The organism is Rhizobium sp. BK661 (genome assembly GCF_024808825.1).
Lineage (GTDB): Bacteria > Pseudomonadota > Alphaproteobacteria > Rhizobiales > Rhizobiaceae > Rhizobium.
This window is the reverse complement of record NZ_JANTYT010000002.1, coordinates 206,276-225,742: the sequence shown is the minus strand read 5'-3', so window position 1 is coordinate 225,742 and position 19,467 is coordinate 206,276. Positions and strand designations below refer to the sequence as shown.

Here is a 19,467-nt window from a genome sequence, read left to right as displayed (position 1 = left end):
GCTGGCGCCAAACTCACGCACGACCTTTTATGCCTATAAAATCAGGCAAAGATCATGCACGAATCGGGTGCGACGTAGGTCCGAACGGGCCCGCGGCGCAGTCGTGAGAGGGAATTTCCCTTGCAAATGAGGCGCTGTTTTGACTGAATTGCGGCGCTCGGGAGATTGCACAGAGTATGATTAATGTGACTGATCGCCTGCTTGCAATTTGTAAACGCTAAGGCAAACTGTCATTTACCTGTCACGAGTGGAGGCACCGGGAGACTGATGACAGATCAGCCGGATTTGCGGCGCGGCGAAAGCCGGTCAGCCGAGAGCAGTTCCTCAGTCGTCGTGGATCTCAAGGAATACAAGCAGAGCAAGGATCCCGCTCCGGTCACATTCCACCGGCGCGAACTCGATGCGATTCTCTGGATCTATGGCCGCATGGTCGGCGAGGGAGAGTGGCGGGACTATGCGATCGATCATCTGAAGGACCGCGCGGTCTTCTCGGTTTTCAAGCGATCGGGCGAAATGCCGCTCTTTCGCATTGAGAAGAATCCGAAGCTTGCAACCAAGCAGGGCGCCTACTCCGTTACCAACATCCACGGCGTCATCCTGAAGCGCGGGCACGAGTTACAGCAGGTCTTGAAGGTCTTCAACAAGGCTTTGAAGCTGGTCGAGAAGTAAGCGACTCAGGCTTTGAAGAGGGTGCCGGGATAGGTCGAAGCATCCGGGTCCGAGGCTGCGCCCTCGCCCAAGGCACGTTGCATGATCATCGTGTCGAGCCAGCGTCCGTGTTTGTAGCCTGTCGCTTTCAGGCGACCCGTATCCTCAAAACCCAACGCGCGATGCAGGGCAATTGATGCCGGATGTGCGCCACCGATGACGGCGGCCATCTGACGAAAGCCGAGATCGCTGCAGCGTTGAATAAGTTCGGTAAGCAGCAGTCTTCCGATTCCCCGGCCGCGTGCCTCAGGCCCAAGATAGATGGAATCCTCCACCATCCAACGATAGGCCGGTCGTGTACGGAAAGCCGAAGCATAGGCATAACCAAGCAGGTTGCCACCCTCGTCGATCGCGGCGATGTACGGATAGCCCTGACCCGTGATGGCGGAAAATCGCGCCGCCATCTCGTCCTGTTCGGGCGGGACGAGCTCATAGCTTGCGACACCATTCAGAACGGATTCTCGATAGATCGTCGTAATAGCAGTGAGGTCGGATGGGGAAGCGTCGCGGAGGGAGATGGGCATTCGGTCGGCCGGCGTTGACTAAAGGACCCCTCCAAAAATCATTCTGCGGACGACCTAGCAACAAAAAAGGCGGCCGAAGCCGCCTTTTTCGATATGCCTCTGTTCCTTACTTGCGGTTGCCCATGAACTGCAGGAGGAACATGAAGAGGTTGATGAAGTCGAGATACAGGGTCAGTGCGCCCATGATCGCCTTGCGGCCGGCAACATCTGCGCCGTCTGCTTCGTAGTACAGTTCCTTGATACGCTGCGTGTCGTAGGCGGTGAGGCCCGCAAAGATCAGCACGCCAATCACGGAGATCGCGAACTGCATGGCAGACGATGCCAGGAAGAGGTTCACGAGCGACGCGATAATCAGGCCGAAGAGACCCATCATCAGGAACGAGCCCATTGCAGAGAGATCACGCTTGGTCGTGTAACCATAGAGCGAAAGTGCACCGAAGGAAGCGGCCGTTACGAAGAACGTCTGCGTGATGCTCGACTGTGTGTAGACCAGAAAGATCGACGAAAGCGACAGGCCCACCAGCGCGGCGTAGACCCAGAAGGTCGTCTGCGCAGCGGCAACACTCATCCGGTTAATCCTGAAGCTCAGGAAGAACACGGCGGCCAGCGGTGCAAGAATGACCACCCAGCGCAGCGGCGATTGGAAAAGCAATACGCCAAACTGCGTCAGTTGGCCGTTCTGGACGGCGAAATTGAAGCCCAGATAGGCGGCTATACCCGTGATCGCCAGACCCAGCGCCATCAGGTTGTAGACCTTGAGCATATAGCTGCGTAGGCCCTGGTCGATCATCTCGCCAGTCTGTACGCGGCCTTGGTAATTACGAAGGTCAGCCATAGTTTCCTCTTACAAGCTCCGGTGTGGACACGGTGTCGGGCGCAAAAACCCGGGCGCCGCTGCGGAGCCCAGCATGCCTGCAGACAATATGAGCCTTTCGGCTTTCGCAAACAAGGCCCTTGCAACCCGAGATCGGGTTAAATCGCCGTAAGGTGAAGGGAATTTCTCCGTTCGGTCAATCAGAGTTCGCGCAAAACGGGTGCTGCCTTCTGCCCCAAGATGCGCCATGTGCCGACGAGCCCTATGCCCACGGTGAGCACCAGGGCAGTGACGAGCGTCAGCCCGGCGACGTCAGGCAGGAAGTGGGATGGGATACGCATGATCCGGGCAGTGATGAACCATGCCGCGACGCCGCCGGCAAAGAGAGCGAATACCGCAGTCGCGGCGCCAAGGATGAGGTACTCGTAGCAGAATGCGCGGATCAGCATTCGCCGCGTCGCGCCAAGTGTCTTGAGGACGACCGCGTCATGGGTACGAGCGCGGTTGCCGGCGGCAAGTGCGCCTGCGAGCACGAGGACCGATGCGATGAGTGCAACGGAGGCGGCGGCGCGGATCGCTGTGGCCAGTTGCCCCACCAACGCATTGACGATGTCGATTGCGTCCTTGACCCGGACGCTGGTGATCGTCGGATAGGTGTTCGTTACCGACTTCAGGATCGCAGCCTCCGCGGCGGAGGTTGCCGTCGGGTCGGTTAGCGTCGCCAGCCACGCATGCGGGGCGCCGCGGAACGTATTCGGCGAGAAGATCATCACGAAGTTGATGGAAAGCGATTCCCATTCGACCTTGCGGAGATTGGCGATCTTGGCGGTGATGTTGCGGCCAAGCACGTTGACGGTGACGGTGTCGCCGATCTTCAAGCCGAGTTCCTTGGCTTCCTCGGCGGAAAAGGAGACCAGCGGCTCGCCGCTGTATTCCTTCGGCCACCATGACCCCTCGGTCAATGATGCATTTTCCGGCAGGGCTTCCGAATATGTGATGCCGCGGTCGCCGCGCAGTACCCACTGGCCGCCCGGCGGGACCTTCCGCTTCGTCACGTCCTCACCATTGAAAGCGAGGATGCGGCCACGCAGCATCGGCACTTCGACCAATTTGCCGTCCGGGGAGCCGGCTTTGACGACGCTCCGGAATTTCTCGAGTTCGGATCCCTGAATGTCGACGAAGAAGAAGTTCGGCGCGCCGGCGGCCATGCGTCCGGTCAACTGGTGCCGCATGTTGCCGTCGATCAGGGTGAGGGTGACGAGCAGCGCGAGCCCAAGACCGAGCGACAGCACGACGGAGGGCGTCAGAGCGCCGGGGCGATGGATGTTTCCGATCGCGAGGCGGAGGGCCGGCGAGTTGACACGCGGACTGCGGCGCGCGAGCCACGCAATACCGGCCGCGACCAGCCTCAGGATAACGAAAGCGAAGGCGATTGCCCCGACAAAGACGATGGCAATAAAGCGATCGTAGGCGGTGGCGATGGCGAGACCGGCAAGCGCAAGGAGAAAGGCTGCGGCAAGGAGGATGTAAGGCCAGGAGGGAAGGCCGCGCGCTTCAAAACCCTGCTCGCGGAACAGCGCTGTTGCCGGAACCTCGCGGGAATGTCCGAGCGGCATTATGGCAAACGCCAGCGTTGTCAAAATGCCGAACAGGACCGCGAGAGCCAAGGCTCCGGGGTAGAATGTGAGGTCGGTGGAAACGGGTAGGAATTGCGCCAGAAATTGCGATGCGACGATCGGCGCCAGCGCACCGATGACCAAGCCGACGACAATGCCGCCGAGAGCAATGATTGCAATCTGAAAAAGGTAGATCAGAACCACCGTCGCCGCCGGTGCGCCGAGGCATTTGAACGTTGCGATCGTCGTACGCTTGGAATCCAGGAAGGCGCGGACGGCATTCGCGACGCCGACACCGCCGACTATCAGCGCCGTCAGTCCGACCAACGTCAGGAACTGCGAGAAACGCTCGATGTTTTGAGTCAGTGAGGGGGCGGCGCGATCGCTCGTGCGAATCGACCAGCCGGCCGACGGAAATTCCTTCGCGGCCCGATCGCGGATTGTGGATCTCTCGGTGGGATCGTCCATGCGGATCTTGTAAACGTGTTCGACCAAGCTGCCCGTCTGGATGAGGCCCGATGCCTTGAGAGCGTCCCTGCTCACCAGCAGGCGCGGGGCGAAGCCGAAGCCTTCCGAAACTGCGTCCGGCTCGGTCTTGATCGTACCGGTAATGTTCAGAATGGCATTGCCGAGCAGGATTTCATCGCCAATGGAAAGACCGAGGCGCTCCAGGAGCAGCGGCGCCGCCACGGCGCCGAACGTACCGCTCTGTCCGGATAGAAGCGTGTGCAATGGGTAATTCGGGGCGGCTTCGAAAGTGCCGTAGAGCGGATAGGCGCTGTCGACCGCCTTGACATCGACCAAGGCCTGATCCGAGCCGTCGGGCTTGCGCGCCATCGAACGCAGGCCAGTCGACACTGACACGTTTCCGAAGCCGCGCAGGAAGCCCATTTCTGCTTCCGTCGCCTCGCGATTATTGAGCTCGAAGCGCACGTCGCCGGCGAGGATCTCCTGGCCCTGCGTGGCGATCGTGTCGGTAATCGACTGCGAAACGGAGTTAACCGCCGCAATGGCGCCGGTGCCGAGAGCAATACAGGCGAGAAAGATGTAGAAGCCACCAAGCCCACCGCGCAGCTCCCGAAGCGCGAGACGAAGGGCCAGGGAGACGCGCGGGCTCACCAGTGTCATGCAATGGCCGCCTCAGGCTGCACTGGCGCGCTATCGCCCTCGATCTGGCCGGACCGAACCCGAATCTGCCTGGAGCAGCGTTTGGCGAGTGCCGCGTCGTGGGTGACGAGCAACAGCGTCATGCCACGCTCAGCCTGCTTCGAAAACAGGAGATCGGCAATCTGGCGGCCGGTGTCGGTGTCGAGGTTGCCGGTTGGTTCGTCGGCGATCAGCAGTGCAGGCGAGGGTGCGAGCGCGCGTGCAATGGCTACACGTTGCTGCTCGCCCCCGGAAAGCTGGCCGGGATAGTGGTTCAATCGATCGCCGAGCCCCACGGATTTAAGCTCACGACGGGCGATCTCGAAGGGATTGGGAAGGTTGGCGAGTTCGAGCGGCACGGCGACGTTTTCCAGCGCCGTCATGTTGGCAATCAGATGAAAGGACTGGAAGACGATACCGATGTTGCGCCCACGGAAGTCGGCTACCTGGTCTTCACTTAACGCATGCAATGGCGTGCCACTGACGTTGATCTCGCCACTATCAAGCTTCTCAAGTCCGGCAAGCACCATCAGCAATGTCGATTTGCCGGACCCCGATGGCCCCACGATACCGACCGACTCACCGGCGGCAATCGTCAAGTCGATGCCTTTCAGGACATGGACGGAGGCGGCGGCACTGCCAAGCGTCAAATCGGCGCGCTTCAACTCGATGATGGTTTTTGCCAACAGTATTCGCCCTATATAAGTGCCGATCGTGCTGCCAATCTAGGGAAAGCGGAATGAGATTTAAAGTTGCCGGCCTTCACATCGCCGTCATTGTTGCTTCGCTGACCTTTGCGGTCGCCGCCAGTGCACGGACAATCAGCCTGGTTGGCTTTGGCGACAGCCTGATGGCGGGCTATCAACTCCCGCCCGGCGACGGCTTTCCAGAGAAGTTGCAGGCATCTCTGAAGGCCAAGGGAGTGGATATCTCAATCGCCAATGCAGGCGTGTCTGGGGACACGACGACCGGCGGTCTCGCACGCATAGACTGGTCTATCCCCGACGGCACCGATGGCGTCATCCTCGAGCTCGGCGCCAATGATGCGCTGCGCGGCATCCCTCCACAAGAGAGTGAAAAGAATCTCGATCAGATGATTGCCCGGCTAAAGGAACGAGGTATCGCGGTCCTTCTTGTGGGCATGCTGGCGCCGCCGAACATGGGCGGAGACTATGCGGCACAGTTCAACTCCATCTACCAGAAACTTGCGCAAAAACATGGCGTTGCGCTTTATCCTTTCTTCTTGGACGGGGTTGCTGTCGATGCCGGTCTGAAGCTTGATGATGGCATGCATCCGAACAGCAGAGGCATCGATGTGATGGTCGAAAGGATGGAGCCGGCTATCACGCAATTCTTGGGAACGATTTCTACTGTGAAGAATTAGGGACTTGCGCAGGTGTTCAATGCGTGATTCCGTGTGAGCACCTGCAAAAGATTCGGGGAGTGCTCGTTATGCCGAGACTGTTTACCGCCCTCGAAATTCCGCGCAATGCCGCAATGAGCCTCTCATTGCTGCGCGGTGGTCTCCCTGGTGCAAGATGGATCGATGTGGAAAACTACCACATCACTTTGCGGTTTATCGGCGATGTCGATGGGCGTACGGCAGACGAAATTGTCGACCGGCTCGACCGCATCGACCGGCCCGAATTCCAGATCCGTCTTGATGGTATCGGCGCCTTCGGATCCAAGAAGCCGCATTCCGTTTGGGCCGGTGTTTCGCCTTCGCCTGAGATGCATGCTCTGCAGGCGGAAATCGAACGGATCTGCCAGCGCATCGGATTGCCGCCGGATCCCCGTAAGTTCACGCCGCACGTCACGCTCGCGCGGCTGAAGTCATCTCGCGTCGATGACGTGGTGCACTATCTGGCGGGTCGCGGCAATTTCCAGACTTCGGCCTTCACTGTTCCGCGTTTCGTGCTGCTATCGTCACGGGAATCGGTTGGTGGCGGTCCCTATCTGACGGAAGAGATTTTCCCTCTCCATGAGGCATTGTCTGTTCCCAGCCCTTCCAGCAGCTTCCTGCAGCCGGTAAAGAGCCTGGCATAGACAAGTTCGAAGTCGTCCGCGCCGCCGTAGTAGGGGTCGGGAATGTCCTCGCCGGTTTCGAGCGCAATGTCTCCGAACAAGTGGACATTCATGGCTTCGGGATGCCTGCGGCGAAGTTCGGATAGATTTTCCTGATCCATCGCGAGGATCAGGTCGAAATGGCCGAAATCCTCCATCGTGATCTGGCGAGCACGTTGCCGAGAGATGTCTATCCCGTGTCCTCTGGCCGTTGTGATCGAGTGCCGATCGGGATGATCACCTTGATGCCAGCTGCCCGTGCCGGCAGAATCGATCTCGAAACGACCAGCAAAGCCCGCCTCCTCGACAAGATGCGAGAAGATCCCCTCGGCCAGAGGCGAACGGCAGATATTGCCCATGCAAACAAAGAGGATGCTAATGCGTTTCATCTGTGGTCCATATTGCAAAAGAGGAGGGACGATCGCATGAAACGGGAAAAACTGGAACGCCAAGCCATCGCTGCCGAACTTTCCAAGCTTGACGGATGGTCGCTCGATGAAAGCGGCGCAGCGATATCGCGAAGCTTCAAGTTCCGCAATTTCGTCGAGGCTTTCGGCTTCATGACGGAAGCCGCACTCGCGGCGGAACGGCTCAATCATCATCCGGAGTGGTTCAATGTCTATTCGCGCGTCGACATCAAGCTGAATACGCACGATGCAGGCGGCCTGACCGAGCTGGACTTCAGGCTGGCCGCGGAAATGGAGAAAGCGGCGGCACGCCGGCTTGATTGAATCCGCTGCCATCATCACCATATGTGCGCGTGAACAAGAGGACCAATCTGGAATGGACGACGTCAAATTCGGTGAGATCCTGCTGCCGGGCGACGAGGATACGCAAAGCCGGCGAGAGCAGACTGTGCGCAAGAAATTCTGGCCGACCTTCAAGAAGGCCGTGCGGCAGATTCCATTCACACGCGATGTCGTCGCAGCATTCTATTGCGCGATGGATCCACAGACGCCCACGCGGGTGCGCGGTGTGCTTCTTGCCGCCCTTGCCTACTTCGTCATGCCGATCGACATGATCCCGGATGTGTTCGCCGTGATAGGTTTTTCGGACGACGTTGCGGTTCTTTCCGCAGCCTTTGCCATGGTCAGCAGGCATTTGCAGCCAAGGCACTATGAAGCTGCTGATCGCGCGCTCGCCGACAAGCCCGAGGGGATGAAGACGATCTAGTTGTGCCGGCGCGTCAGGTACCCTCGGCCTCAAGTATCTTCCTGAGTTTTCCAAAGGCCAGCCGGATACGGGACTTGACCGTTCCGAGTGGCAGGCCCGTCGCCTCGGCGATCTGTGAATGCGATTGACCGAGAAAGAAGGCGGCGCGCAGCATTTCCCGTTGCTCTTCCGGCAATTGACGAACAGCGGCGCGCACGTTGGCGTCACGGTCGTCGTTCGCGACGATTTCATCTGCGCCGGTTTCCGCAACCGGTCTCAAAGCCGGATCTGCATGATCCAGGACACGCGCATTGGCCCGGCGCTGCAGATCGATTCGGCGGTTGCGGGCAATGCGAAAAAGCCAGGTCGACAGAGACGATCGAGTTGCATCGTAGAGCCCTGCTTTGTGCCAGAGCACGATCATCACTTCCTGGACGAGTTCCTCGGCCTCGCTGCTCGCCATTCTTTGGCGCAACAGCCAGGATTTTAGCCGCGGCGCAAAGTAGTCGAACAGCACGGTGAATGCCTCTTGGTCGCGGCGTTCCGCAACGGCCCTGACGAGGGCGGCGAAGCGCTGTTTCTCCTCGGCATTCATGTCCCGTGCAAAGTCCCCTGCCGCCGCGAATTCTCCAACGGATTTCCAACGCTTATTGACCTACAACGGTTTCTGAAAAGGTCAAACTCTTGCCTGAATCTTTATGTCTTAAATCATTCGTGACGATGGTCTGCGTGCGCACACAGTACTACGCCACCACGGGCGAGGCGCCAGCGCCCGACGTTGACGCTTGGGTGAGAATGGCACAGGCAGGGACTTCTCGCAGTCCCTGTTGACGCTTTGGTAACCTGAATTAAGTCAAAATAAAGCAGATCGTGATTATGCGCCGCCCGTTCGCTTCGGGCTCGAATCGCAAGAACCGGCAGGATATCCATGTTTCGTAAAACTACCGCAATCGCCATTTCCCTCGTTCTCGCCGGCGCCGGCATTGCATCCGCTCAGACCAAGAAGACGCAGCCCGCGGCACCGGCAGCGCAGCAGCAGGCTGCTCCGGCTTCGACAGCGCCGACGCGGATACAGCAGTTCCAGGCCTGGGGTGCCTATTCGTACAAGTCCGGCGCGAGCACCGTTTGCTATGTGTTGTCCGTACCGACGGAAAAGAAACCGGCCAACATCGATCACGGTGACAACTTCTTCATCGTCTCGCAGCGCCCCGGCCAGAACATTTCCTACGAGCCGCAGGCAATGATGGGCTACATCGTCAAGGAAAACTCGAAGATCGATGTCGTTATCGACAACAAGACCTTCGTGATGTTCACCAAGGACAAGGCCGGCTGGGTCGAGAATGCGGCTCAGGAGCCGGCGCTCGTCGCGGCCATGAAGAGCGGCCACTCGATGACCGTCAACGCGACATCGCGCAAGGGAACATCGACGTCGTACAGCTACTCGCTGTCAGGTATCTCCGCCGCACTCAAGCAGGTTGAAGGCTGCAAGTAAGCTTGCTGTCGCGGTAACGAAATTTCAGGAGGCCGGCCTTGCGCCGGCCTTCGTCGTTTCCATCTATAGTGACGCGCGGTGAAAATGATGCTAAAGGCCCGCGCAACAGCGGATAGATCGCGGCTTTGCCGCCGGTTCCGCATTCAATTTCTGCCATCATGCCTGTCGTGCCCGCAAGTCATCTGGCTTACCGGGGCGATCGCATGTTGAATTCGGGATTAGAGACTATGTCCGTCATGGATGCGATGACTGTTACCAAGCCTGCCGGAGTGCTGCCGCAGCTCGACGCCGGCCAGAAGCCCTCGCTGATCGGCCTCAGCCGTGAAGAGATGGGTGCTGCGCTGCGCGAAAAGGGCGTGCCGGACAAGCAGATCAAGATGCGCGTTGCGCAGCTCTGGAACTGGATCTACGTGCGCGGCGTCTCCGATTTCGATCACATGACGAACGTCGCCAAGGACATGCGCGAGATGCTGAAGCGGCATTTCACCATCGCGCGTCCCGAGATCGTCGAAGAACAGGTTTCCAATGACGGTACGCGGAAGTGGCTGCTGCGTTTCCCTCCGCGGGGAGCCGGGCGTCCGGTCGAGATCGAGGCGGTCTACATCCCGGAAGAGGGCCGCGGCACGCTTTGCATCTCGAGCCAGGTCGGCTGCACGCTGACCTGTTCGTTCTGTCATACCGGCACGCAGCGGCTGGTGCGCAACTTGACGGCCGAGGAGATCCTTTCACAGCTTCTCCTGGCCCGTGATCGGCTCGGCGATTTCCCGGACCGCGAAGCGCCGCAAGGCACGATCATGCCGGCGGAAGGCCGCAAGGTCAGCAATATCGTCATGATGGGCATGGGCGAGCCGCTTTACAATTTCGATGCCGTCAAGCAGGCGCTGCTGATCGCAACCGATGGCGACGGGTTGTCGCTCTCGAAGCGCCGGGTGACGCTGTCGACCTCGGGTGTCGTGCCTGAAATCTTCCGGACCGGCGACGAAATCGGCGTGATGCTGGCGATCTCGCTGCATGCCGTGCGCGACGATCTGCGCGATATCCTCGTGCCGATCAACAAGAAGTACCCGCTGAAGGAACTGATCGAGGCCTGCCGGAAGTATCCGGGCCTGTCGAACGCCCGCCGCATCACCTTCGAATATGTGATGCTGAAGGACGTCAACGACAGTCTTGAGGATGCTAAGGGTCTCGTTCAGCTGCTGAAAGGCGTGCCGGCGAAGATCAACCTCATTCCGTTCAACCCGTGGCCGGGCACCAACTATCAGTGTTCCGACTGGGCGCAGATCGAGAAGTTTGCCGATTTTATCAACTCGGCCGGCTATGCCTCGCCGATCCGCACGCCACGCGGCCGCGACATTCTGGCGGCCTGCGGCCAGCTGAAGTCGGAGTCGGAGCGCATGCGCAAGACCGAGCGGCTGGCCTTCGAGGCGATGATGATCGCCAACCATGGCGCGGATGATTGATCAGCAAGTTTGATCCTTCAAACACCTCCTGACGATTGATTTCATGGCCTGCTTTTCCTAGAAGCAGGCCAAAATCATATCTGGAGGATACCCAATGCGTTCAATTCTGCTTGCTGTCGCGGCCACGCTGGCCCTGACCCTGCCTGCCAAGGCAGAAGATGTCACCGTCGCTGTTACGGCGATCGTCGAGCATCCTGCTCTCGATGCAGCGCGCAAGGGCGTCCTCGATGTGCTGACGGCTGCCGGCTACAAGGAAGGCGAGAACCTGAAGTTCATGTTCGAGTCGGCCCAGGGCAACCCGGCAACGGCTGCGCAGATCGCTCGCCAGTTCGCAGGCGAGGGCCCGAACGTTATCGTGCCGATCTCCACGCCATCCGCTCAGGCGGTCGTTTCCGCAACACGCGACATTCCGGTTGTCTTCACCGCCGTATCCGATCCGCTCGGCGCGCAGCTCGTAAAGGATATGGACAAGCCGGGCGGCAATGTCACCGGTCTTTCCGACATGTCGCCGGTTGCCGAGCATCTTGCGCTTATCAAGGAAATCCTGCCGAACGTCAAAACGATCGGCTATCTCTACAACTCCGGTGAAGCCAACTCCGTATCGTTGCTTGCTGTCCTGAAGGCGGAGGCTGAGAAAGCTGGGCTGAAGGTTGTCGAGTCGGCCGCCACCAAGTCCGCTGAAGTGCAGGGTGCTGCCCGTGCACTCGTCGGCCGCGCAGACGCCATCTATATCCCGACTGACAACACGATCATCTCTGCACTCGAAGGCGCCGTCGCTGTTGCCGAAGAAAGCAAGCTGCCGCTCTTCACCGCTGACACGGACTCCGTTTCGCGCGGTGCGATCGCTGCCCTCGGCTTCAACTATTACGATGTCGGCAAGCAGACGGGCGAGATCGTCGTTCGCATCCTCAAGGGTGAAAACCCGGGCGACATTCCGGTGAAGGTTGCTGCCGGCAGCGATCTCGTCATCAACAAGGGCGCAGCGACCAAGATGGGCGTCACCCTGCCGGAAAGTGTCGTGAAGCGCGCAACGAAGACGATCGACTGATCGCCGTATAGTTTTGAGAAACTGGTCATCCAGCCGCTCCCGTTTTACGCGGGGGCGGCTGATGGTATTAAAAGCTTGGACCCGATGACAGGCGGGGCAAGTCAGAGGAAAGGGCAGGAGCCTTGAGTCAGATCGCATTCTGGGGAGCCGTGGAGCTGGGGTTGGTCTATGCCTTCGTCGCACTCGGCGTTTACCTCGCATTCCGTGTGCTGGATTTTCCGGATCTGACGGTTGACGGCTCTTTTCCGCTGGGTGCTGCGGTAACGGCGGTGTTGATCATCGCTGGCGTCAATGCCTGGCTTGCTGCGCTTATTGCGATGGTTGCGGGCGCTGCGGCCGGTCTGGTTACGGCGATGCTCAATGTGCGCTTCAAGATTCTGAACCTGCTTGCATCGATTCTGACGATGATCGCGCTCTTCTCGGTCAACCTGCGCGTCATGGGCAAACCGAACGTCGCTCTGATCAATGCGGATACGATGATCAGTCCGTTTTTTGGCCATGGCCTGCGTGAGTTTTATGTTCGGCCGCTGTTTGTCGGCGTCCTTGTCGTCGTTGCCGTGATCGTCGTTTGGCGTTTTCTTGAAAGCGACTCGGGTCTGGCGATGCGCGCGACGGGTGCGAATGCTCGCATGGCCCGCGCGCAGGGCGTCGACACAAGCCGCCAGATCTATCTCGGCATGGCGATCTCGAATGCGTTGGTTGCCTTCGGTGGCGCGCTCTTCGCGCAAACCAACGGTTTTGCGGACGTTACTTCGGGCGTTGGAACGATCGTCGTCGGTCTGGCGGCCGTCATCATCGGCGAAACGCTGCTCGGTCGTCGTGGCCTGCTGATCGCGCTGGTCGGCTGTGTGCTCGGCTCCATCCTCTACCGTATCGCCATCCAGCTGGCACTCTCGACCGATGTCATCGGGCTGCAGGCATCGGACCTTAATTTCGTGACGGCCGTTCTGGTTACAATAGCGCTCATTCTTCCCCGTCTTCGCCGCGGAGGTGCCGCATCGTGATCACGCTCAAGGATATCAAAGTCGTCTTCGGCAAAGGTACGCCGCTGCAGAAGCAGGCGCTGAACGGCGTCAGCCTGACAATCGAGGAAGGCTCGTTCGTCACGGTTATCGGCTCGAACGGGGCGGGCAAGTCGACGCTGCTCGGCGTTCTTGCCGGCGATGTGCTCGCCAGCGAAGGCCAGGTTCTCATCGGCAAGACCGATGTCACGCGCAAATCAACGGCCGCGCGTGCGGGCCTCGTTGCCCGTGTCTTTCAGGATCCACTGACGGGAAGCTGCGGCTCGCTCTCGATCGAGGAAAACCTTGCACTTGCCGCGCGTCGCGGTGAAAGGCGGGGGCTCGTCTCGGCGCTGGGTCCGAAGCGGCGCGAGCATTTTCGCGAGCGGATCGCCGAACTTAATCTCGGTCTTGAGAATCGGATGCGGGACCGCATGGACCTGCTATCCGGCGGTCAGCGTCAGGCTGTTTCGCTTGTCATGGCGACGCTTGCCGGTTCGGAAGTGCTGTTGCTCGACGAGCATACGGCGGCGCTCGATCCTGGCATGGCCGAGTTCGTCATGGGGCTCACGCAGAAGATCGTCTCGGAGCGCAAGCTGACAACGCTGATGGTCACCCACTCCATGCGACAGGCGCTCGACTATGGCCACCGCACGATCATGCTGCATGGTGGCGAGATCGTTCTCGACGTCAGCGGCGACAGCCGCAAGACGTTGCAGGTCGAAGACCTGATCGCGATGTTCCGCAAGATGCGCGGCCAGACGCTTGACGACGATGCGTTGCTGATCGGCTGACGATAGACAATTTTCCGGGAAGTCAGACTTCCCGGAGATTGCTTAGCGAGCCTGCGTCAGCAGGATTTTTGCCGCGAAGACGGAGAAGACGCCGGCAAAGGTAAAGTCCATGCCGCGCAAAACCTTCTTGTTGTTCTGCAGCCAGCTGGCCAGCCAGTCGGCCGCAAAAACCACAGCAGCGTTGACCGGCATGCCGATCACAATGAAGCAGAAGCCGAGAAACAGCAGCTTCTGCGTCACCGTCGGATCGCCGGCGCTGACGAACTGCGGCAGGAAGGTCATGAAGAAGATGATCACCTTCGGGTTCAAAAGGTTGACCCAGAAGCCCGAGGAGATGTTGGCAAGCGGCGTTCCTGTCGCTGTTTCCACCTTGTTGACCGAAAACTTCGAGCCGTAGCGGATCGCCTGGACGGCAAGCCAAAGCAGATAGGCGGCACCGCCGGTCTTCAGCATCAGGAAGGCGGTCGGCGAGGCGGTGATCAGCGCCGAGACGCCGAAGGCCACCAGCATCGTGTGGACGACGATACCGAGACTGGTGCCGAGCACGACGAACAGCGCCGCCTTCTTGCCCTGCGCCAGAGCGCGGCTGATCGACAGCGTCATGTCTGGGCCGGGCGTTGCCGCAAGCAGCAAAGTCGCAGCAGCAAAGGCGAGAAGCGTGGCAAAGCTGGGCAAAAAGTCCATGTTACACTCTGAGAGCCGGAAAAACGTTGGTTGCTTTTATCCGGCTCTCCGAAAATGTCTAATCAAACCTTCTAATACGACCTATTCCTTGCGTTCGAGATAGGTCTTGAACTTGTCGGCATAATCCTTGTGCCACCGCGACAGCGGCGGACGGTTCTCGATGATGTCACCCATCGCCCAGGCCATGCGGCGCTCGTCCACGGCGCGGGCGACGTCGTTGTCAGGGCAGAGGATGTAGAAGTCGCCGCGTTCCAGGCTTTCAATCATGAAGTCGACGGTCTGTTCCGCGGTCCATGCGGCGGCTGGCTTTTCCGCGCGGTCGCCCTTGGTGAGGCCGGTAAAAACGAAGCCGGGGATCAGCAGGTGAGCGGAGATCTTCGAGCCTTCGGTGTTGCGCAATTCATGCTCGAGCGCTTCGGTGAACACCTTCACGCCGGCCTTCGAGACGTTATAGGCCGGATTGCCGGGTGGCGTAGTGATGCCCTGCTTGGAACCGGTGTTGATGATCAGGCCGGGTTCGCCATGCGAGAGCATGTGCTGGCCGAAGGTCCGCGTTCCGTTGATGACTCCGAGCAGGTTGACGCCAAGGATGCTGTCCCAATCGGCTTGGGCGCTGAAAATCGAGGTCGCCGGGCCGATCCCGGCGTTGTTCATGAGGATATGAACGCGGCCGAAGCGCTGGATCACGGTTCTCTCGAGCGCCTCTAGCGAGTCCTTCTGCGCGACGTCGGTCTCAACGGCGAGCACATGCTCCTCTCCCGATATCGACTTCAGCTCGGCTGCCGCCGCTGCCAACCGGTCGCCGCCGAGATCGGCGATGGCAACGCTCATGCCGGCACGGGCAAAGTGCTTTGCCGCCGCAAGCCCGATGCCCGAAGCACCGCCGGTGATGACGGCGACATTGGATTTCTTGATGATGTCTTGGATTTTCGTCACGGCCAGCCTCTCCTCAGCATTGTGCGGACGCTGGCAGATATGGGTTGCGCTTTCTGCCTGTCAAACATTATCCGAGCCGCGTAGGGCCGCCGTTGCCCTTGCGTCCTGCGCCGATCTCGCTAAAAGTGCCCAGCCATACCGGGCTTGGCGGGCTTGCCGCCGCCCTTTTGCAACGGACCTCATCATCATGGCATCGCACAAAGACGTAAAGAAAGTCGTCCTCGCCTATTCCGGCGGTCTCGACACCTCGATCATCCTGAAGTGGCTGCAGACCGAACTCGGCGCAGAAGTCGTGACGTTCACCGCCGACCTCGGCCAGGGTGAAGAGCTGGAGCCTGCACGCAAGAAGGCCGAAATGCTCGGCATCAAGGAGATCTACATCGAGGATGTCCGCGAAGAGTTCGTGAAGGACTTCGTGTTCCCGATGTTCCGCGCCAATGCCGTCTATGAGGGCGTTTACCTGCTCGGCACCTCGATCGCCCGTCCGCTGATCTCCAAGCACCTGATCGACATTGCTCGCAAGACCGGCGCCGATGCGATCGCGCATGGCGCAACGGGCAAGGGCAACGACCAGGTCCGCTTCGAGCTCTCCGCCTATGCCCTGAACCCCGACATCAAGATCATTGCGCCATGGCGCGACTGGTCGTTCAAGAGCCGTACCGATCTGCTGGCCTTTGCCGAAGCCCACCAGATCCCGGTTGCCAAGGACAAGAAGGGCGAGGCGCCGTTCTCCGTCGACGCCAACCTGCTGCATTCCTCGTCCGAGGGCAAGGTTCTGGAAGATCCGGCCCAGGAAGCCCCCGAATACGTGCATATGCGCACGATTTCTCCGGAAGCGGCTCCCGACAAGGCAACTACCATCAAGGTTGGCTTCGAGAAGGGTGACGCGGTTTCGATCAACGGCGTACGCATGAGCCCGGCGACGCTGCTCGCAACGCTGAACAATTACGGCCGTGACAACGGCATCGGTCGCCTCGACCTCGTGGAAAACCGCTTCGTCGGCATGAAGTCGCGCGGCGTCTATGAGACGCCCGGCGGCACGATCCTGCTTGCCGCGCACCGCGCCATCGAATCCATCACGCTCGACCGCGGTGCCGCCCACCTCAAGGACGAACTGATGCCGCGCTATGCGGAGCTGATCTACTACGGCTTCTGGTTCTCGCCGGAGCGCGAAATGCTGCAGGCGCTGATCGACAAGAGCCAGGAGCATGTCGAAGGCGAAGTGACGCTGAAGCTCTACAAGGGCAATGTCATGGTTACCGGTCGCGAGAGCCCGAAGTCGCTCTACTCCGACAAGCTGGTTACCTTCGAAGACGACCAGGGCGCCTACGACCAGAAGGACGCCGCCGGCTTCATCAAGCTCAACGCGCTGCGCCTGCGCACGCTCGCCAAGCGCAACCTCTCGAAGTAATCGAGAGCAGTCTGCCTGATATCAAAGGCCCGCCTCGTGCGGGCCTTTTCATTGGTCCGTTGTGGTGTGGGAGAGTTGTGCCGTGCGTTGCGAGGCGCGCACGAACCAGACGTAGCTGATGATCGAAATCAGCGCCATGATCGGGATCACCGTTCCAAAGGCGAGCAGTGGCATGCCGATCAACGAACCCGCGACGCCGCCGGCAAAGCCGCCACCCATCTGAATGAAGCCCATCATCGCGGATGCCGAGCCAGCGATATGCGGGAATGGGTAGAGACCTGACGTGGTCATATGCGGGGTCAGGAACGCCAAGCCGAAGGCGAGGAACGCGATCGGCCCCATGATCGAAAGATAGGATGGCGTGACGAAGTGGACTGATAGCGCGATCATGATGCCGGCAAAGCCCAGCAGGCCAAGCCCGACGCGTACGGAGCCGTCGCCGCCCAGACGCGGCGCCGCATAGCGAAGGCACACGGAGCCGAGGAAGTAGGACCCTGATTGCATCAGCATGCCCAAGCCGAAGGCGGTCGGTGACAGACCGACGACCTTGATGAGGATGAAGGGAAGAAGTGTCGCCTGGGCGTAGAGGGCGCCGATCGAACCGCCGAGGACAAGCGAAGCGGAGACGAAGCGGCTTTCGCAGGCAAGCTCCAGATAGGCGCGAAGCAGGGGCCCCGGGAGCGCGCGGCGCGGATCCGGCACGCTCGTCTCGCGCATGAAGACGATCACTCCGAAACAGATCAGCAGTCCGAAGCCGATGAGGAGGAAGAAGACCGACTGCCAGCCAAACGCGGCCAGCGCCAAGCCGCCGACGGTTGGCGCGGCGGCCGGTCCGATGGCGATCATGATGCCGATCAGGTTCATGATGCGGGAGGCTTCGGTGCCGGTGAACTGGTCGCGGACGATGGCGCGCGCCACGGTAATCCCGACGGAGGCGCCGATGCCCTGGATCAGACGGCCGGCAAGCAGCCATTCGATGCCGGGCGCAAAGGCCGCAAGCAGGCTGCCAACCACATAGATGCCGATGAACAGCAGGGTCGCCGCACGGCGGCCGAACGCATCCGAAAGCGGACCAGCAAGCAGCTGCGCAACCGAGAAGCCGGCGAAATAGACGGACAGCGTCATCTTGATCGCCGAGTCCGATGTCTGGAACGCATGGACGAGCTCGGGCATCGCCGGCGTGTAGATCGACATCGAGATCGGGCCGATGGTCGCGAGGAGCGCGCCGAGCATGCTCGTTCGCCGTTCGCTCATCCGGAATGGGGGCATAGGGGTACTCGGTTCTGGTAACATGCGCGGTCAGCGCGAAGGCTGCGGTTTTTCTTCTGTCGCAAGCGGCGTGATCCGGCAATTCAAAAATGTCATGGCCGCCATGACAGCTTGACGCGTTTCGATTGGCGCATAAGCTGCGGCTGTCCTTTCCGGAGTTTCTCGATGACGCAATCCTTGCTCGCGGGCGCCTTTCTGGCTGCCCTTCTCTACGTGCTCATTCCAGGGCCTGCCTTCCTTGCGCTGCTTGGCATCGGCGCCGGGCAGGGGCGTCGAGCAGGCGCCATGTTCGTCGGTGGCCATCTGGTCGGCGATCTGCTGTGGGCGTCGCTGGCGCTGATCGCGATCATTGGGGCGAAGACGATCGGTACTTTCGTCTTCGACGCGCTTGGTCTGCTCTGCGGTTTCTATCTTGCCTGGATCGGCTGGAATGCGGTTCGGGCAAAGCCGAAGGGTGAGGGGCAGGCACTGATGGTGGTGGAGCGGCCGTTCCGCCGCGGCTTGATCTTCGGGGTCACCAATCCGAAGGGATATCCGGTCGCGCTGGCGACATTCACTGCCCTCGTTGCTGGTTCCGCGAGCGCACTGCAGTTCCACACACTGCCCGTGCTGCTGGCAGTTTCGTTCCTGGGCTTCATCGTGGCCGACATGATCCTGATCACAATCATCGGCGCAGGAACGGTACGGCGATTCTACCGCGCGCATGAGCGGCTGATCGTGCGCTGCTCCGGTGTGCTCTTCATGGGCTTTGCCGCGCAGGCGCTCTGGCATGCGACGCCCGGCCTGCTCGGCTGGCGGAAGGCCTGAGATCAGGCGTCGAGGAAGCTGACGACCGAATTCAGCCGTTCTACGGTCTGCGGGTCACCGATCGATGTCGCGATCTGCAGCTGTTCCTTGTAATAGTCCCGAAAATTGAAGCTCGTCGCGTCGGTGACATCCGACAGGTCGAGGATGTTGCCCGACGGGTCGATTGTTCGCATCGGCAGCGGTTCGGAGATAGCAGCATAGGTATCCTGATCGATCGCGCCGGCATCGAAGCTCTGCCTTGCATAGAGGCGTAGTTCGCTGGCGCTGATCGCGGAAAAATCTGGCGCGTTCGCGTTCGTTTCATCGATTTGAAACGACGCTGAGGCCTTTGTCTTTGTGCCGATCTGCTCTTCTAATTCACTGTAATAATTGGAATTATCTTGGTTTCTTTTGAAAAGGAAACTCGGCGAAGACCGCACAGAAAGGATTTCCATGGCGCGTATCCACTTGCAAAAAGATGATGAGTGAAACTACCGCGCGTGGCGAACGTACGTCAATCGTTAACGATTAGTTAATTCTTATGCATCATTTCTTGCCATGA

At 59.9% G+C, this 19,467-nt stretch carries 22 protein-coding genes; 12 read left to right on the top strand and 10 right to left on the bottom strand.

The window, feature by feature from the left end:
* Positions 1-267 precede the first annotated feature (267 nt).
* Positions 268-669, top strand: a complete 402-nt coding sequence (locus FHX16_RS07415; protein WP_183863736.1) for a DUF2794 domain-containing protein — start codon at positions 268-270, stop codon at positions 667-669.
* Positions 670-674: 5 nt separating this feature from the next.
* Here FHX16_RS07415 and FHX16_RS07410 read toward each other — a convergent pair whose 3' ends face one another.
* From FHX16_RS07410 to FHX16_RS07395, 4 genes are all read right to left on the bottom strand, one after another.
* Positions 675-1,232, bottom strand: a complete 558-nt coding sequence (locus FHX16_RS07410) for a GNAT family N-acetyltransferase (protein WP_259126887.1) — start codon at positions 1,230-1,232, stop codon at positions 675-677.
* Between the two features lie 106 nt (positions 1,233-1,338).
* Entirely contained in the window at positions 1,339-2,067 is a 729-nt protein-coding gene (locus FHX16_RS07405; protein WP_259126886.1) for a Bax inhibitor-1/YccA family protein, read from the bottom strand.
* Between the two features lie 179 nt (positions 2,068-2,246).
* Positions 2,247-4,790, bottom strand: coding sequence for an ABC transporter permease (locus tag FHX16_RS07400; protein WP_183863733.1), 2,544 nt, complete (start codon positions 4,788-4,790; stop codon positions 2,247-2,249).
* The gene (locus FHX16_RS07395) at positions 4,787-5,494 is read right to left on the bottom strand and encodes an ABC transporter ATP-binding protein (RefSeq protein ID WP_028827974.1); all 708 of its coding nucleotides are present in this window, start codon (positions 5,492-5,494) and stop codon (positions 4,787-4,789) included. The genes FHX16_RS07400 and FHX16_RS07395 overlap by 4 nt, the downstream gene beginning before the upstream one ends.
* A gap of 53 nt (positions 5,495-5,547) precedes the next feature.
* On the opposite strand from FHX16_RS07395, the gene FHX16_RS07390 reads away from it, so the two are divergent.
* Positions 5,548-6,192, top strand: a complete 645-nt coding sequence (locus tag FHX16_RS07390; RefSeq protein WP_183863732.1) for an arylesterase — start codon at positions 5,548-5,550, stop codon at positions 6,190-6,192.
* 68 nt (positions 6,193-6,260) lie between these two features.
* A complete protein-coding gene (gene thpR, locus FHX16_RS07385) occupies positions 6,261-6,854 on the top strand; it encodes an RNA 2',3'-cyclic phosphodiesterase (RefSeq protein WP_016556634.1) in 594 nt (197 codons plus the stop codon).
* Here thpR and FHX16_RS07380 read toward each other — a convergent pair.
* Positions 6,761-7,261 carry a low molecular weight protein-tyrosine-phosphatase gene (locus tag FHX16_RS07380; RefSeq protein WP_183863731.1) on the bottom strand — a complete coding sequence of 167 codons (501 nt, stop codon included), beginning with the start codon at positions 7,259-7,261 and terminating at the stop codon, positions 6,761-6,763. The genes thpR and FHX16_RS07380 overlap by 94 nt on opposite strands.
* A gap of 36 nt (positions 7,262-7,297) precedes the next feature.
* On the opposite strand from FHX16_RS07380, the gene FHX16_RS07375 reads away from it, so the two are divergent.
* Together FHX16_RS07375 and FHX16_RS07370 are read left to right on the top strand one after the other, a co-directional pair.
* Positions 7,298-7,603 (top strand): 4a-hydroxytetrahydrobiopterin dehydratase, encoded by a 306-nt coding sequence (locus FHX16_RS07375; RefSeq protein WP_028827972.1) that lies wholly within the window; start codon positions 7,298-7,300, stop codon positions 7,601-7,603.
* Between the two features lie 52 nt (positions 7,604-7,655).
* Entirely contained in the window at positions 7,656-8,045 is a 390-nt protein-coding gene (locus tag FHX16_RS07370) for a YkvA family protein (RefSeq protein ID WP_016556630.1), read from the top strand.
* A gap of 13 nt (positions 8,046-8,058) precedes the next feature.
* On the opposite strand, the gene FHX16_RS07365 is transcribed toward FHX16_RS07370, so the two are convergent.
* Positions 8,059-8,619 carry a sigma-70 family RNA polymerase sigma factor gene (locus FHX16_RS07365; RefSeq protein WP_028827971.1) on the bottom strand — a complete coding sequence of 187 codons (561 nt, stop codon included), beginning with the start codon at positions 8,617-8,619 and terminating at the stop codon, positions 8,059-8,061.
* A gap of 333 nt (positions 8,620-8,952) precedes the next feature.
* Between FHX16_RS07365 and FHX16_RS07360 the strand changes: the two genes are divergently transcribed.
* The 5 genes from FHX16_RS07360 (at position 8,953) to FHX16_RS07340 (ending at position 13,819) form a co-directional block, all read left to right on the top strand.
* The gene (locus tag FHX16_RS07360; protein ID WP_028827970.1) at positions 8,953-9,516 is read left to right on the top strand and encodes an invasion associated locus B family protein; all 564 of its coding nucleotides are present in this window, start codon (positions 8,953-8,955) and stop codon (positions 9,514-9,516) included.
* Positions 9,517-9,743: 227 nt separating this feature from the next.
* Positions 9,744-10,976: a 23S rRNA (adenine(2503)-C(2))-methyltransferase RlmN gene (gene rlmN, locus FHX16_RS07355; protein WP_183863730.1), complete on the top strand. Its 1,233-nt coding sequence runs from the start codon at positions 9,744-9,746 to the stop codon at positions 10,974-10,976.
* A 94-nt stretch (positions 10,977-11,070) separates the two neighbouring features.
* Positions 11,071-12,024, top strand: coding sequence for an ABC transporter substrate-binding protein (locus FHX16_RS07350; protein ID WP_028827968.1), 954 nt, complete (start codon positions 11,071-11,073; stop codon positions 12,022-12,024).
* A gap of 122 nt (positions 12,025-12,146) precedes the next feature.
* Entirely contained in the window at positions 12,147-13,028 is an 882-nt protein-coding gene (locus FHX16_RS07345; RefSeq protein ID WP_028827967.1) for an ABC transporter permease, read from the top strand.
* Complete coding sequence (locus FHX16_RS07340; RefSeq protein WP_016556624.1) at positions 13,025-13,819, top strand: ABC transporter ATP-binding protein; 795 nt, start codon at positions 13,025-13,027, stop codon at positions 13,817-13,819. The genes FHX16_RS07345 and FHX16_RS07340 overlap by 4 nt, the downstream gene beginning before the upstream one ends.
* A gap of 42 nt (positions 13,820-13,861) precedes the next feature.
* Here FHX16_RS07340 and FHX16_RS07335 read toward each other — a convergent pair whose 3' ends face one another.
* Positions 13,862-14,503 (bottom strand): LysE family translocator, encoded by a 642-nt coding sequence (locus FHX16_RS07335; RefSeq protein ID WP_183863729.1) that lies wholly within the window; start codon positions 14,501-14,503, stop codon positions 13,862-13,864.
* 81 nt (positions 14,504-14,584) lie between these two features.
* Positions 14,585-15,439 carry an SDR family NAD(P)-dependent oxidoreductase gene (locus FHX16_RS07330; RefSeq protein WP_183863728.1) on the bottom strand — a complete coding sequence of 285 codons (855 nt, stop codon included), beginning with the start codon at positions 15,437-15,439 and terminating at the stop codon, positions 14,585-14,587.
* A gap of 187 nt (positions 15,440-15,626) precedes the next feature.
* Here FHX16_RS07330 and FHX16_RS07325 point away from each other — a divergent pair, with 187 nt between their 5' ends.
* A complete protein-coding gene (locus FHX16_RS07325; RefSeq protein WP_028827964.1) occupies positions 15,627-16,850 on the top strand; it encodes an argininosuccinate synthase in 1,224 nt (407 codons plus the stop codon).
* 48 nt (positions 16,851-16,898) lie between these two features.
* Here the strand turns inward: FHX16_RS07325 and FHX16_RS07320 are convergent, their stop codons facing one another.
* Positions 16,899-18,083 carry a multidrug effflux MFS transporter gene (locus FHX16_RS07320; RefSeq protein WP_183863727.1) on the bottom strand — a complete coding sequence of 395 codons (1,185 nt, stop codon included), beginning with the start codon at positions 18,081-18,083 and terminating at the stop codon, positions 16,899-16,901.
* Positions 18,084-18,284: 201 nt separating this feature from the next.
* On the opposite strand from FHX16_RS07320, the gene FHX16_RS07315 reads away from it, so the two are divergent.
* Complete coding sequence (locus FHX16_RS07315; RefSeq protein WP_028827962.1) at positions 18,285-18,926, top strand: LysE family translocator; 642 nt, start codon at positions 18,285-18,287, stop codon at positions 18,924-18,926.
* Positions 18,927-18,928: 2 nt separating this feature from the next.
* On the opposite strand, the gene FHX16_RS07310 is transcribed toward FHX16_RS07315, so the two are convergent.
* Positions 18,929-19,360, bottom strand: coding sequence for a hypothetical protein (locus FHX16_RS07310; RefSeq protein WP_183863726.1), 432 nt, complete (start codon positions 19,358-19,360; stop codon positions 18,929-18,931).
* Positions 19,361-19,467: the final 107 nt, after the last annotated feature.

Bases quoted from the DNA above. Each gene is read 5' to 3' on its own strand.
- FHX16_RS07405 (WP_259126886.1), bottom strand. From the start codon at position 2,067: ATGGCTGACCTTCGTAATTACCAAGGCCGCGTACAGACTGGCGAGATG.
- FHX16_RS07310 (WP_183863726.1), bottom strand. From the start codon at position 19,360: ATGGAAATCCTTTCTGTGCGGTCTTCGCCGAGTTTCCTTTTCAAAAGA.
- FHX16_RS07350 (WP_028827968.1), top strand. From the start codon at position 11,071: ATGCGTTCAATTCTGCTTGCTGTCGCGGCCACGCTGGCCCTGACCCTG.
- FHX16_RS07360 (WP_028827970.1), top strand. From the start codon at position 8,953: ATGTTTCGTAAAACTACCGCAATCGCCATTTCCCTCGTTCTCGCCGGC.
- FHX16_RS07365 (WP_028827971.1), bottom strand. From the start codon at position 8,619: ATGAATGCCGAGGAGAAACAGCGCTTCGCCGCCCTCGTCAGGGCCGTT.
- FHX16_RS07390 (WP_183863732.1), top strand. From the start codon at position 5,548: ATGAGATTTAAAGTTGCCGGCCTTCACATCGCCGTCATTGTTGCTTCG.
- thpR (WP_016556634.1), top strand. From the start codon at position 6,261: ATGCCGAGACTGTTTACCGCCCTCGAAATTCCGCGCAATGCCGCAATG.
- FHX16_RS07325 (WP_028827964.1), top strand. From the start codon at position 15,627: ATGGCATCGCACAAAGACGTAAAGAAAGTCGTCCTCGCCTATTCCGGC.
- FHX16_RS07415 (WP_183863736.1), top strand. From the start codon at position 268: ATGACAGATCAGCCGGATTTGCGGCGCGGCGAAAGCCGGTCAGCCGAG.
- rlmN (WP_183863730.1), top strand. From the start codon at position 9,744: ATGTCCGTCATGGATGCGATGACTGTTACCAAGCCTGCCGGAGTGCTG.
- FHX16_RS07320 (WP_183863727.1), bottom strand. From the start codon at position 18,083: ATGCTCGGCGCGCTCCTCGCGACCATCGGCCCGATCTCGATGTCGATC.
- FHX16_RS07370 (WP_016556630.1), top strand. From the start codon at position 7,656: ATGGACGACGTCAAATTCGGTGAGATCCTGCTGCCGGGCGACGAGGAT.
- FHX16_RS07315 (WP_028827962.1), top strand. From the start codon at position 18,285: ATGACGCAATCCTTGCTCGCGGGCGCCTTTCTGGCTGCCCTTCTCTAC.
- FHX16_RS07380 (WP_183863731.1), bottom strand. From the start codon at position 7,261: ATGAAACGCATTAGCATCCTCTTTGTTTGCATGGGCAATATCTGCCGT.
- FHX16_RS07410 (WP_259126887.1), bottom strand. From the start codon at position 1,232: ATGCCCATCTCCCTCCGCGACGCTTCCCCATCCGACCTCACTGCTATT.
- FHX16_RS07375 (WP_028827972.1), top strand. From the start codon at position 7,298: ATGAAACGGGAAAAACTGGAACGCCAAGCCATCGCTGCCGAACTTTCC.
- FHX16_RS07335 (WP_183863729.1), bottom strand. From the start codon at position 14,503: ATGGACTTTTTGCCCAGCTTTGCCACGCTTCTCGCCTTTGCTGCTGCG.
- FHX16_RS07400 (WP_183863733.1), bottom strand. From the start codon at position 4,790: ATGACACTGGTGAGCCCGCGCGTCTCCCTGGCCCTTCGTCTCGCGCTT.